The sequence below is a fragment of the Anianabacter salinae genome (assembly GCF_019061145.1).
Classification (GTDB): Bacteria; Pseudomonadota; Alphaproteobacteria; order Rhodobacterales; family Rhodobacteraceae; genus Anianibacter; species Anianibacter salinarum.
Genome location: NZ_JAHQZS010000002.1, coordinates 25,885 through 37,945 on the forward strand (window position 1 = coordinate 25,885; position 12,061 = coordinate 37,945).

The 12,061-nt window shown below is 66.5% G+C and carries 9 protein-coding genes; 8 read left to right on the forward strand and 1 reads right to left on the reverse strand.

Going from position 1 to position 12,061, the window contains the following annotated elements; translation table 11 throughout:
* The first annotated feature begins 61 nt into the window (after window positions 1-61).
* The 8 genes from KTJ87_RS04795 (at window position 62) to KTJ87_RS04830 (ending at window position 10,811) form a co-directional block, all read left to right on the forward strand.
* Window positions 62-3,379 (forward strand): YhdP family protein, encoded by a 3,318-nt coding sequence (locus KTJ87_RS04795; protein WP_267137962.1) that lies wholly within the window; start codon window positions 62-64, stop codon window positions 3,377-3,379.
* 28 nt (window positions 3,380-3,407) lie between these two features.
* Window positions 3,408-4,478, forward strand: coding sequence for a tRNA preQ1(34) S-adenosylmethionine ribosyltransferase-isomerase QueA (queA, locus tag KTJ87_RS04800; protein WP_267137963.1), 1,071 nt, complete (start codon window positions 3,408-3,410; stop codon window positions 4,476-4,478).
* 75 nt (window positions 4,479-4,553) lie between these two features.
* Window positions 4,554-5,846: an MFS transporter gene (locus KTJ87_RS04805; RefSeq protein ID WP_267137964.1), complete on the forward strand. Its 1,293-nt coding sequence runs from the start codon at window positions 4,554-4,556 to the stop codon at window positions 5,844-5,846.
* An 82-nt stretch (window positions 5,847-5,928) separates the two neighbouring features.
* The gene (locus KTJ87_RS04810; protein WP_267137965.1) at window positions 5,929-6,498 is read left to right on the forward strand and encodes a DUF924 family protein; all 570 of its coding nucleotides are present in this window, start codon (window positions 5,929-5,931) and stop codon (window positions 6,496-6,498) included.
* Window positions 6,499-6,612: 114 nt separating this feature from the next.
* Window positions 6,613-8,007 (forward strand): dihydrolipoyl dehydrogenase, encoded by a 1,395-nt coding sequence (lpdA, locus tag KTJ87_RS04815; protein ID WP_267137966.1) that lies wholly within the window; start codon window positions 6,613-6,615, stop codon window positions 8,005-8,007.
* Between the two features lie 139 nt (window positions 8,008-8,146).
* A complete protein-coding gene (locus KTJ87_RS04820) occupies window positions 8,147-8,494 on the forward strand; it encodes a hypothetical protein (protein WP_267137967.1) in 348 nt (115 codons plus the stop codon).
* The gene (locus tag KTJ87_RS04825) at window positions 8,491-9,594 is read left to right on the forward strand and encodes a hypothetical protein (protein ID WP_267137968.1); all 1,104 of its coding nucleotides are present in this window, start codon (window positions 8,491-8,493) and stop codon (window positions 9,592-9,594) included. Before KTJ87_RS04820 ends, KTJ87_RS04825 begins: the two co-directional genes overlap by 4 nt.
* 74 nt (window positions 9,595-9,668) lie before the next feature.
* The gene (locus tag KTJ87_RS04830) at window positions 9,669-10,811 is read left to right on the forward strand and encodes an MFS transporter (protein ID WP_267137969.1); all 1,143 of its coding nucleotides are present in this window, start codon (window positions 9,669-9,671) and stop codon (window positions 10,809-10,811) included.
* 66 nt (window positions 10,812-10,877) lie between these two features.
* Here the strand turns inward: KTJ87_RS04830 and KTJ87_RS04835 are convergent, their stop codons facing one another.
* The gene (locus KTJ87_RS04835; RefSeq protein ID WP_267137970.1) at window positions 10,878-11,732 is read right to left on the reverse strand and encodes a DUF4394 domain-containing protein; all 855 of its coding nucleotides are present in this window, start codon (window positions 11,730-11,732) and stop codon (window positions 10,878-10,880) included.
* Window positions 11,733-12,061: the final 329 nt, after the last annotated feature.

Below are 12,061 nucleotides of genomic sequence, written 5' to 3' on the forward strand. Positions count from 1 at the left end.
GTGATCCCGTTGGCGTTTCGATGCGCTTTCGTTCTAGGGCCAAACGCGCGAAGATAAACCCATGAGCAGGGATGATGCCGCACGCGACAACACGAAAGGCGGCGCCGAGCGCACGGCACCGCGCCGACGGCGCGCGCGCTGGCTGCTGATCCCCCTTGCCGCGCTGGTGCTGTGCGCCGCGCTTTTGTGGACGGGATACCTGGCGGTTTCCGGTCGTCCCCTGACCATGCCCGACTGGGTGACCGAGACCGCCGAGACACGGATCAACGCCGCCCTTGGCGGGCCGCGCATCACGCTGGCGGACATCGAGTTGACGATCCGCCGCAGCGGGCTGCCCCGGCTTCGGTTGCGAGATGTGGGCGTGTTCGATGCAGGCGGGCAGGAAATCGCGCGCCTGAACGAGCTTGGCGCGCGGCTGGACCGCTCGGCCCTGCTGGGCCGGGATCTTCGGCCCCGCTCGCTCACCCTGTCGGGGGCGCAGATCACCTTGCGCCGCCGGTCGGACGGCACCTTCGATCTGTCGCTGGGCGACGGGTTGCAGGCGTCGGGCACGCTGGCCGGTCTGCTTGACAGCATCGACACCGCGCTGTCCGCGCCGCCGCTCGACCTGATCCAGCGGATCGAGGCGGACGAGGTGACGATCCTGCTGGAGGACGCGCGCTCGCGCCGGGTGTGGCAGGTGACAGGCGGCCGCCTGACGCTGGACCAGAGCCCCGGCGCGCTGGACCTCAGCGTTGCCGCCGAGGTGTTCAACGGAACCGAGGATCTGGCGGAGGTGACGCTTGGCCTGCGCAGCGACAAGGCGACCTCTGCCGCCACCCTGAACGCCAGCTTCACCAATGCCGCTGCCGCCGACATCGCTGCGCAGGCACCGGTTCTGGCCTTCATGCAGGTGCTGGACGCGCCGATCTCGGGGGCGCTGCGCACGTCGCTGGACGACAGCGGAACGCTCGAGACGCTGGCGGGCACGCTGGAAATCGGGGCGGGCGCGCTGGATGCGGCCCCGGGGGCAAAGCCGGTGGGATTTGCGGGCGGGCAGGTGTATTTCGACTATGATCCCACGCGCCAGCGGCTCGATTTCCGCGATCTGGCGGTCGAGACGGATGTGCTGCGCGCCGCCGCGACCGGCCATGCCTACCTGAGCGAGTTCAACCAGGGCGTGCCCGGCGCGCTGGTCGGGCAGGTGGCGCTGTCGCGGATGGATGTGGAACCGGCGGGCCTGTTCGCCACGCCGCTGTTCTTCAACGACGGCGCGACGGATTTCCGCCTTCGCCTCGATCCGTTCACGCTGGACGTGGGGCAGGCGGTGCTGATCGACGAGGAGTTGCGCATCCGCGGCAAGGGCCGGGTCGCCGCCACGCGCGAAGGGTGGTCCGCCGACATCGACCTGCATGTGGACGAGGCGATGCCGCGCCGCGTGCTGGCATTCTGGCCCCTCGATTTCGCGCCGCGCACCCGCGACTGGCTGCTGGCCAACATTCGCGGCGGCACCATCGGTGCGCTCGATGCCGCGCTGCGTCTGCGCCCCGAGGACCCCTTGCGGATTTCCACGACCTTCGATTTCAGCGGCGCGGATGTGCGGTTCCTGGACGAGATGCCGATGATTACCGGCGCGTCGGGCTATTCCCACGTCGATCAAAAGACATTCTCGCTGTTTCTGGATGACGGGCAGATCACCCCGCCCGAAGGCGGCGCGGTCAACGTGACCGGCAGCACCCTTGTGGTCGACGACACCGATGCCTCGCCCTCGATCATGCAGGTGACGCTGAACACCGAAAGCCCGATCCCCGCCGCGCTGTCGCTGCTGGACCAGCCGCCGCTGCGGGTCATCACCCGCGCGGGACGGACGACCGACATGGCCGAGGGGCGGGCGGCGCTGCGCACGGCGCTGTCCTTTCCGCTGATCAACGAGTTGACCCTTGCCGATGTCGCGTTCGACACCCGCGGAACGCTGGAGGCCGTGCGTTCGGAAAGGCTGGTCCCCGGCCGCCGCGTCGAGGCCGACACGCTGGACATCGCCGCGGACAAGGACAGCGTGCGGATCTCTGGCGCGGCGCGGCTGGACGGCGTTCCGCTGTCGATCACATGGCGCCAGCCGGTGGATGACGTCGACGCGCCGGGGTCGGTGGACGGGACAATCGCGCTGTCGCAGGCCACGCTGGATGCCTTCGGGATCGCCTTGCCGGACGGTACCGTGTCGGGCGACGGCGCGGCGCAATTCTCACTCGATCTGCCAAAGGATGCCGCGCCGCGCTTTTCGCTGGTGTCCGACCTTGGCCGGGTCGGGGTGTCGATCCCGGCCTTGCGCTGGGCGCTGACCCCCGCCCAGACCGGCCGGCTGGAACTGTCGGGGACGCTCGGCGACACTCCGGTGGTCGAGGCGCTGAGCCTGACCGCGCCCGGCCTGTCCGCGACCGGAAATGTCACGCTTGGCGCGGACGGCGGCCTTGGCACCGCGCGCTTCGAGCGGTTGCGCGTCGGCGGCTGGCTGGACGCCGGGGCCGAGATCGTCGGGCGCGGCGCGGGGCTGCCGCCGCAGATCCGCGTCACCGGCGGCACTGTCGATCTGCGGGCGCTCGATACGGCCCCCACCAGCGCAGTCAGCGCATCGGCGCAGGCCCAAGGGGCCAGCGCCGCTGCCGCACCGGACGCTCCGGTTCAGGTCACGCTTGAACGTCTTATCGTGTCGGACGGCATCACGTTGACCGCGCTCAATGGCAATTTCACCACGTCGGGCGGGATCGACGGCACCTTCGGCGCGCTCGTCAACGGACAGGCGCCCATCGCGGGGCGCGTCGTGCCAGAGGCGGGGCGCAGCGCGATCCGTCTGACCAGCGAGGACGGCGGCGCGGTGATGGCGGCGGCGGGCGTGATCCCGAACTTTCGCGGCGGGCGCATGGCGCTCACGCTGCGGCCGGGTGCGGCGGAGGGTGTCTATAACGGCACCCTCGACGTGCGCGGCACGCGGATCGTCGAAGCGCCCGCGATGACGGAACTGCTATCGGCAGTGTCGGTGATCGGGCTGATCGACCAGCTGGGCGGCGCGGGCATCGGGATGGAGGTCGTCGACGCGGAGTTCGTGCTGACCCCCGACGAGGTGCGGCTGCTGCGCTCTTCGGCCACCGGCCCGTCGCTGGGGATCACGCTGGACGGTGTCTACCGGCTGGGCACCGGCGCGATGCAGATGCAGGGCGTGGTGTCGCCGGTGTATTTCCTCAACGGGCTCGGCCAGATCTTTACCCGGCAGGGCGAAGGGCTGTTCGGCTTCAGCTATACCCTGACGTCGAACGGGACCGACACCCAGGTGGGGGTCAATCCGCTCTCGATCCTGACGCCCGGAATGTTTAGGGACATCTTTCGCAGGCCGCCCCCGTCTTGAGGCGCGGCGCCATTTGCCGGGGCCCTTGATGAAGCTGTCCGATTTCGATTTCGAACTGCCTGACGATCTGATCGCCGTGCGCCCGGCGCGGCCCCGGTCATCGGCGCGGCTGCTGGTCGCACAGGGGGATGCGATCACGGATGCGCAGGTATTCGACCTGCCGCGCTGGCTGCGCCCCGGCGACCGGCTGATCCTGAATGACACCCGCGTGATCCCGGCGCGCCTGACCGGAACGCGCGCGCGTGCCAGCGGGCAGGGGCCGGTAAGCGCCCGGATCGAGGCGACCCTGCTGGAGCCGCAGGCGGATGGCACCTGGTCCGCGCTCATCAAGCCGCTGCGCAAGCTGAAGGTCGGCGAGACGGTGCGCTTTTCGGACGATCTGTCGGCCGAATGCACCGGGATCGCCGACGGGGCCGCGACGCTGCGCTTCAACCTTGCGGGCGAAGATTTCGACGCGGCCCTGAACGCGGCGGGCGCGATGCCGCTGCCGCCCTACATCGCCGCCAAGCGGGCCGCCGATGCGCAGGACCGCGAGGATTACCAGACCATATGGGCCGCCCGCAGCGGCGCGGTGGCCGCGCCCACCGCGTCCCTGCATTTCGACGCCGCGCTGATGGCGGCGCTGGCAGAGGCGGGCGTGGGGGCGACGCGCGTGACGCTGCACGTCGGCGCGGGGACCTTCCTGCCGGTCAAGGTCGACGATGTCAGCCAGCACCGGATGCACGCGGAATGGGGCGAGGTGACCGAAGCGGCGGCGGAAGAGATGAACGCCGCGCGGCGCGCGGGCGGGCGGATCATCCCCGTCGGCACCACGGCCCTGCGCCTGATCGAGACGGCAGCGGCCGAGGACGGCACCATGCGCCCCTGGCAGGGAGAGACCGACATCTTCATCCGCCCCGGCTACCGGTTCCGGATCGCAGATGCGCTTGTCACCAATTTCCACCTGCCGAAATCGACGCTGCTGATGCTGGTCTCGGCGCTGATGGGGCAGGATACAGTGCGCGGGATCTACGGTCATGCCGTGCAAAACCGTTACAGATTCTTCTCTTACGGCGATGCGTCGCTTCTGATACCGCCCAAGCCGAATACGACGGTTTGAGTCGCTTCCGGGCATGGTTTTCCCGGTCCTTCGGCCAAGACTGACCAGACTGACCCCCGACCGGTCGAGGTGAAGATGCTCAAAGTGGTTGCCAGTTCCTGGGCGCTCTTGCTCGGCATCGGGTTGTTGATGGTGGGCAACGGCCTGCAATCGACGCTGATGGGCGTGCGCGGCAACATCGAGGGCTTCACCACCTTCGAGCTGTCGCTGGTCGCATCGGCCTATTTCCTGGGCTTCCTCGGCGGCTCGCGGCTGGCGCCCGAGATGATCCGCAGGGTCGGCCACGTCCGCGTCTTCGCCGCGCTCGGCTCGTTCATCTCGGCGGTGCTGATCCTCTATCCGGCGGTGACGGACCCCTGGGCCTGGGTCCTGTTGCGGGTCATCATCGGGTTCTGCTTTTCCGGCGTCTACGTCACGGCGGAAAGCTGGCTGAACAACGCCACCCCGAACGAGACGCGGGGCCAGACGCTGTCGGCCTACATGATCGTGCAGATGATCGGCATCGTCACCGCGCAGGGCATTCTGGCGGTGGGAGAGCCCGGCGGCTTCGTGATCTTCATCATTCCTTCGGTGCTCGTCTCGATCTCCTTCGCGCCGATCCTGTTGTCGATTTCGCCGACGCCGCCCTTCGAGGCGACGAAATCGCTGTCGCTGCGCGATCTGTTCAACGCCTCGCCGCTGGCCTTTGTCGGCATGTTGCTGATGGGCGGGGTGTTTGCCGCGCAGTTCGGTATGGCAGCGGTCTATGCGACCGAAGCCGGGTTCACCGTGCAGCAGGTCTCGGCCTTCGTGTCGGCGATCTTCATCGGAGCGATGATCCTTCAGGTGCCCATCGGCTGGCTGTCGGACCGCATGGACCGCCGCCTTCTGATCGCCATCGTCGGTGTCATCGGCGGCGTGGCGGGCATCGCGGGCTGGATGTTCGGCACCACCTACCTGGTGGTGCTTGGCATCGGCTTTGTCGTCGGCGGTATGGCCAACCCGCTGTATTCGCTGCTGATCGCCTACATGAACGACTATCTGGAACCGGACCAGATGGCGGGCGCGTCGGGCGGGCTGATGTTCGTGAACGGGATCGGATCGGTGGCGGGGCCGGTCGTCACTGGCTGGCTGATGGCGCAGATCGGGGCGGGGGGCTACTGGCTGTTCATCGCCATCCTGATGTTCGCGGTCGCCGCCTATGCCGCTTACCGGATGACACAGCGCCCGGCGATCCCGGTGGATGCGACCGGCGCCTACGTCAATGTCCTGCCCACGGTGTCGCCCGTCGCCTTCGAGACGGCGCAGGAATGGGCGGTCGAACAGGCCGAGGATCAGGCCGAGGAACAAGGCAGCGAAACCGGGTCCGCGAATGCACCGCCGGGGTGACGCAAGTGATTGCCGCAACGTGAAGTTTCTGTAACAATCCACAGGCAGGGCAGTGCAGATCACAAGGCGAGGAGCAGGAGCCATGATCACACCGGATGACGTGCTGGGATACTGGCTGGACGAGGTCGGCGAAGAAGGCTGGTACAAGGGCGGCGCAGAGCTGGACCAGCAGGTCAGGGACAGGTTCCTGGCCGCGTGGGAAGCGGCGCAATCGGGCGCCTACGGACTGTGGCTGACGTATCCCACCGGCACGCTCGCCTACATCGTCCTCAACGACCAGTTTCCGCGCAACATGTTCCGCGACCAGGGGCGCGCCTTTGCGTCTGACGCCATCGCGCTTGCCGCCGCCAAGATGGCCATCGCGCGCGGCTGGGACATGCGGATCGACCCGCCCGCACGGCAGTTCTTCTATCTGCCGCTGATGCATTCCGAGAACCTGTGCGACCAGGACCGATGCGTTCGGCTGATGGCGACGCGCCTGCCGGAGAGCGAGAACAACCTTGTCCACGCCCGCGCGCACCGCGAGGTGATTCGGCGCTTTGGCCGCTTTCCCTATCGCAACGCCGCGCTGTCGCGCACCACGACGGCACCCGAGGCCGCCTTTGTCGAGCAAGGCGGCTACCGCGCCGCTCTCGAGGCGGTCAGCGGCTGATCCGGCGGCGCGCAGCCATGGGCCTGCCGCATGTCTGGCCTGAGCCTTGCGCGGATTGAAGGCGTGCCGGGGTTAGTTTAACGTTAAACCAGTTTCGGCATCCGGAGAGAACGCATGGCATCCCCCTACGACATGATCGTGATCGGCGCAGGCCCCGGCGGCTATGTCGCCGCGATCCGCGGCGCGCAGCTGGGCCTCAAGGTCGCCATCGTGGAACGTGAGCATCTGGGCGGCATCTGCCTCAACTGGGGCTGCATCCCGACCAAGGCGATGCTGCGCTCGTCCGAGGTGTTCCACCTGATGCACCGGGCCAAGGAATTCGGCCTCAAGGCCGAAGGCATAAGCTACGATCTGGACGCGGTGGTGAAACGCTCGCGCGGGGTGGCGAAACAGCTGTCCTCGGGCGTCGCGCACCTGATGAAGAAGAACAAGATCACCGTGGTGATGGGCGCGGCGTCGATCCCCGCCAAGGGCAAGGTCAGCGTCAAGACCGACAAGGGCACCGAGGAATTGACAGCCAAGGCGATCATCGTCGCCACCGGCGCACGGGCGCGCGAATTGCCGGGGCTGGAGGCGGACGGCGATCTCGTGTGGACCTACAAGCACGCGCTGGAACCCAAACGCATGCCGAAGAAGCTGCTGGTCATCGGATCGGGCGCCATCGGCATCGAATTCGCCAGCTTCTACAACACGCTGGGCGCCGACACGACGGTGGTCGAGGTGATGGACCGCATCCTGCCGGTGGAAGACGCCGACATCTCGGCCTTCGCGAGGAAGAGCTTCGAGAAGCAGGGCATGAAGATCATGCAGAAGGCCATCGTCAAGAAACTGGATCGCGGCAAGGGCACCGTGACGGCGCATATCGAGACCGGCGGCAAGACCGAGACCCATGACTTCGACACGGTGATTTCCGCCGTCGGCATCGTCGGCAACGTCGAGGGGCTGGGGCTGGAAGAGATCGGCGTCAAGATCGACCGCACCCATGTCGTGACCGACGAATATTGCCGCGCCGGGGTCGAGGGGCTCTATGCCATCGGCGATATCGCGGGCGCGCCCTGGCTTGCGCACAAGGCCAGCCATGAGGGCGTGATGGTCGCCGAGCTGATCGCGGGCAAGAACCACGTTCACCCCGTCGACCCCGACAGCATCGCGGGCTGCACCTATTGCCAGCCGCAGGTCGCCAGCGTCGGGCTGACCGAGGCACAGGCCAAGGACAAGGGGTATGAAGTGAAGGTCGGCAACTTCCCCTTCATCGGCAACGGCAAGGCCATCGCGCTGGGCGAGGCCGAGGGGTTCGTGAAGACCGTGTTCGACGCCAAGACGGGCGAGTTGCTGGGCGCGCACATGATCGGCGCGGAAGTGACGGAACTGATCCAGGGCTATGTCGTCGGGCGCCAGCTTGAGACCACGGAAGAAGACCTGATGAACACCGTCTTCCCGCACCCGACGCTGTCCGAGATGATGCACGAGAGCGTGCTCGACGCCTACGACCGCGCGATCCACTACTAGGCTTCGACATTTTGCGTGCAGGGCGACCCCGGTCATCTGGCCGGGGTTTCGCTTGCCTATGAAGCCTTGTTCCGAATCTCGTTCTGCCGCAAGCTGAGTTATTAATTTCAGCTACACGCGGGGCGCGATAGTTATGAAAATGACCATTACCAACATCACCTGCAACAACCCTTGCTCGGGTATTCAGGACGATGATGTGTTCCTTTTGATCCAGGCCGATGGCGGGCCACCGGCCCGCTATCCTGCCGTGGGCACCTATTCGATGGGTGCGGGAACCCAGTGGACACTCGAGGGCGGATACGAAGTCGACTACGACTACGGCGTGATCGTCACGGCGTGGGACCGGGACTCCTACATGCTCAAGAACCTCGATTCCCCCGATTACCTGTTCAATATCAACGTGAAGGGTAACACCACGTCGTCCACCAACACCAAGACCAACCACAACGGGGCCGACTATACCTTCACAAGGAACATCTCGTCATGAGCGCCGCACAGTCCGACCAGCGCATCGCTGCCGATATCGCCTATGTGGGCGAACAACGCGGCGTCGATCCCATGGCGACCCGCCCCGGCGGTCGTGCCCCTGCTGCGCCATCGCACAAGACCTTGCCGCCCGCGCTGCGCAAGGCAGCGGCAGAGGCGCTTGCGGCCTACAAGGCAAGCGCCGAGTACGCGGCGCTTCAGGCGAAACTGCCGACGATGAACCTGCTCGAGCTGCAATCGCACCTCGCGCATGCCCTGAACGGCCCGCACTTCGCGCCGCTTCTGGAAACCAGCCGGACGATGTCTCTGGATGTCGATCTTGAAGGCCTCATTCCCAAGGCCGTATCCTTGGGTGTCTCGGGGCAGGTGGTGTTCGGCATCGGCGTCAGCGGGTCCGTCGGATATATCGTGGACCTGAACGTGTCCGACTTCGCCTCGGCGATCTATGTCGGCGGCGCCGTCGATGTCGGCGCGGACGGCGGCATCCAGGGCGACGCCTGCGTCGGGTTCTGGACCAACACCATCGAGGACATGAGCGGCTGGTATGTCGGCGAGGAAATCGACATTGACGACGCGCTTGGCGTGATGGAGGCGACCTACCTCAAGGACGAGGAGCTTGCGCTGGCCTTTGTCGGCGTCACGCTGGGGTTCGACGACGGGTTCGAGAACAGCAATTACTATTTCAACAACATCGCGCTCGGCCATGCGCCGATCTACCAGAGCGGCGAGTTTTCCCACATGGTGCAGCTGAACTCTCTGAGCTGCGAGAACTCCAAGGACAACTGGGACACCTGCTATATCGAATTCTATTCCGACGGAGACAGCAGCACGCTCTACCGCTATCCGGCATGGGACGGCTACCAGTTGTCGGAATCGCAACGGGACGATGCCATTACCTCGTGGGGCGTGGGCGAGATCATCAAGTTCAACTCGAATTTCTCGATCAAGCTGCATGTCGGTGACCACACCATGCCCACGAAGACCGTGTCGCTCAGCAGTTTCAACGGGCAGTATTCGACGACTTCCGTGACCTTCGACGACAAGATCGATGTGGTGAACGAGATCAAGTATTCGCTGGGTATCGAACTGCTCAAGGCCTGAAGGGGCAGAACTGGACACGACCCCGGGCCCAATCCGGGATTGACCGCCGCAGCGCGGCGGTCAACACCCGCTCCATGACATCGCGCGCAAGCACCGACTGGATCCTCGTGATCCTGCTGTTCGTCGCCGGGCTGTTCGCGGCCGGACAGTTCGCCAAGATATCGCTGTCGCTGGGGGCCTTGGCCGAGGTGTACCCGGGGCGCGACGGCGTTCTGCCTTTGGCGGTGTCGATGGTCAGCCTGACGGGCATCATATTCGGCGCGACCGCCGGGGCCATCGTGGCGCGGGTCGGTGTGCGCAAGGTTCTGTTGGCGGCGCTGATCGCGGGGGCGTTGCTATCGCTGGCGCAGGCGACCCTGCCGCCGTTCCTGCCGTTCATGGCGTTGCGTTTGCTGGAAGGGGCGGCGCATCTGGCCATCGTCGTCTCGGCGCCGACGCTCATGGCGGCTGTCGCGGTGCCGCGCGACAAGCCGGTGGTGATGGGGCTGTGGGGCACGTTCTTTGGCATCGGCTTTGCGCTGACCGCCATTCTCGCCCCGGCCGTGATCGCGCGTTTCGGGGCCGGGGGCGTGTTCGCAGCGCACGGCGCGGGGCTCTTGGTTCTGGCGCTGGCGCTGGCACCGCGCCTGCCGCGCGGGGTGGCCAAGGCCGAGGCGGCAGGCGGCTGGATCGAGCGTCACCTCGCGATCTACCGCAACCCGCGCCGCATCGCGCCCGCGCTGGGTTTCGTGTTCCACACGCTCACGTTCATCTCGCTGCTGACCTACCTGCCGCGCTGGCTGGGGCCGTGGTCCGGCCCGGTGCTGCCGCTGATCGCGCTGGTCGGCACCTTCGGGGCTGGCTATCTGGCCCGCGCGCTGCCGCCCGCGAGGATCGTGCAGCTTGGCTTTGCGCTTGGCGCGGGTCTGATGCTGGTGCTGATCGCGGTGCCCGAGGGCTGGCGCGTTGCCGTGACGCTGCCACTGTTCGTCGCCATCGGGCTGGTTCCGGGCGCGAGCTTTGCGCTTGTCCCGGCGCTGAACGAGGACAGCGCCGATCAGGCGCTTGCGCAGGGCGCGGTCGCCCAGATGGGCAACATCGGCACCGCGACATCGACACCGATCTTCGCGCTGACCCTCGGGGCCGGGCTGGCCGGGACCGGGCTGTTGTTCATCGCTCTGTCGCTGGCGGGTCTGGTCGTGGTGACACTGGTGCACCGCCGCGTAAGGCGGTCCTGAACGGCATCACCCCCGCGCTGGCGGGCGCGGGGGTGACATCTTGCAGGGCGCAGGTGCGCCGAGGGCTTACATGCCCGCAGCGGCCGCCGCAAAGCCGGTGACGCCGGTCAGGCCGGTGTCGCCCATCATGGTCGCCGCACCGGTTTCGAGGTCGATCTCGTACAGACCGGCATTGTCCATGCCCGCCAGCGTAAGGATCGCCATCGCCGCGTTGTCGCCTTCCTCGGCCGACACGATGTCGAAGCCGCCCATCGGCATCACGTCGACTTCTGCACCGTCGACCATGATCTTGCCCACGGTGGTCAGCTCGCCCGCGTTGTTGGCCAGTGTCACCAGCGAATCCGTCTCGGCGTCGATGGCATACTGGAACGTCTCGCTCGCCTTGGCGCCCGGAATGGCGTTGGTGTAGGCGTTGGCAAAGACCGCCGGGGTGGTTCCGGCGTTCGCGTCACCGTCCACGTAGAACAGGTCGGTGAAGCGCTTGACGGTGTTGGCGCGCTCGTCGCCGAATTCCATCGGGAAGTAGACGAGGTTCGCGCCATCGGTCGATACGGCGCGCACGGCGTCGATCTGGTTGTTGAAGTCGAAACCGACCGCAGCATCGCCGCCGACCATCGCGCCGTCATCGAAAGCGGCTTCCATGTCGGTCAACTCGCCCGTTTCGGGGTTCACGCCGTAGACCGCGCCGTCGGCGGAAAAGCCGATCAGATCGCCGGTGACCGGACGGTAGGCGATCGCGGCCAGCGACGACGACAGATCGACCGTCGTTGCGCCGTCGAGCGCCGAGAGGTCGGACATCACGACAAGCTGGCTTCCGTCATTGGCGAGCGCATAGCCCATCTTGGCTGCCGAATGCGCGGCCGGAAAGGCGGGTGCGGCAAAGACGGTCAGGGCGGTGGTCAGGAATGCAATCTTCTTCATGGGGGACTCCATATTCAAAAAGTGTCCGGCCGCAGCCCGAAACGCTGTCGGCCTCGGGCTGCAATTTGTGCCTAATTGCCCGGAAAGAAAGGAGAAAAACTTTTTCGTTATCGCGCAACTTCTACCGGATCACAGCCGTGACTACCTGTCGCACCCCTGTTGCCGGGGCGCTTGTTGCGGCCCTTGCGCTGCCCCGGATCGCGGCAGCGGCGCCGGTTTGCGCGGCGCGGTCCGACACGGCACGCAAATGTTCCCCTTTTGATCCCCATTTGAGATTGGAGAATCCGCGCTGGATGGCTATGTGAGACGGGAACCAAGGGGCGTCCTCC

Bases quoted from the DNA above. Each gene is read 5' to 3' on its own strand.
- KTJ87_RS04795 (WP_267137962.1), top strand. From the start codon at position 62: ATGAGCAGGGATGATGCCGCACGCGACAACACGAAAGGCGGCGCCGAG.
- queA (WP_267137963.1), top strand. From the start codon at position 3,408: ATGAAGCTGTCCGATTTCGATTTCGAACTGCCTGACGATCTGATCGCC.
- KTJ87_RS04805 (WP_267137964.1), top strand. From the start codon at position 4,554: ATGCTCAAAGTGGTTGCCAGTTCCTGGGCGCTCTTGCTCGGCATCGGG.
- KTJ87_RS04810 (WP_267137965.1), top strand. From the start codon at position 5,929: ATGATCACACCGGATGACGTGCTGGGATACTGGCTGGACGAGGTCGGC.
- lpdA (WP_267137966.1), top strand. From the start codon at position 6,613: ATGGCATCCCCCTACGACATGATCGTGATCGGCGCAGGCCCCGGCGGC.
- KTJ87_RS04820 (WP_267137967.1), top strand. From the start codon at position 8,147: ATGACCATTACCAACATCACCTGCAACAACCCTTGCTCGGGTATTCAG.
- KTJ87_RS04825 (WP_267137968.1), top strand. From the start codon at position 8,491: ATGAGCGCCGCACAGTCCGACCAGCGCATCGCTGCCGATATCGCCTAT.
- KTJ87_RS04830 (WP_267137969.1), top strand. From the start codon at position 9,669: ATGACATCGCGCGCAAGCACCGACTGGATCCTCGTGATCCTGCTGTTC.
- KTJ87_RS04835 (WP_267137970.1), bottom strand. From the start codon at position 11,732: ATGAAGAAGATTGCATTCCTGACCACCGCCCTGACCGTCTTTGCCGCA.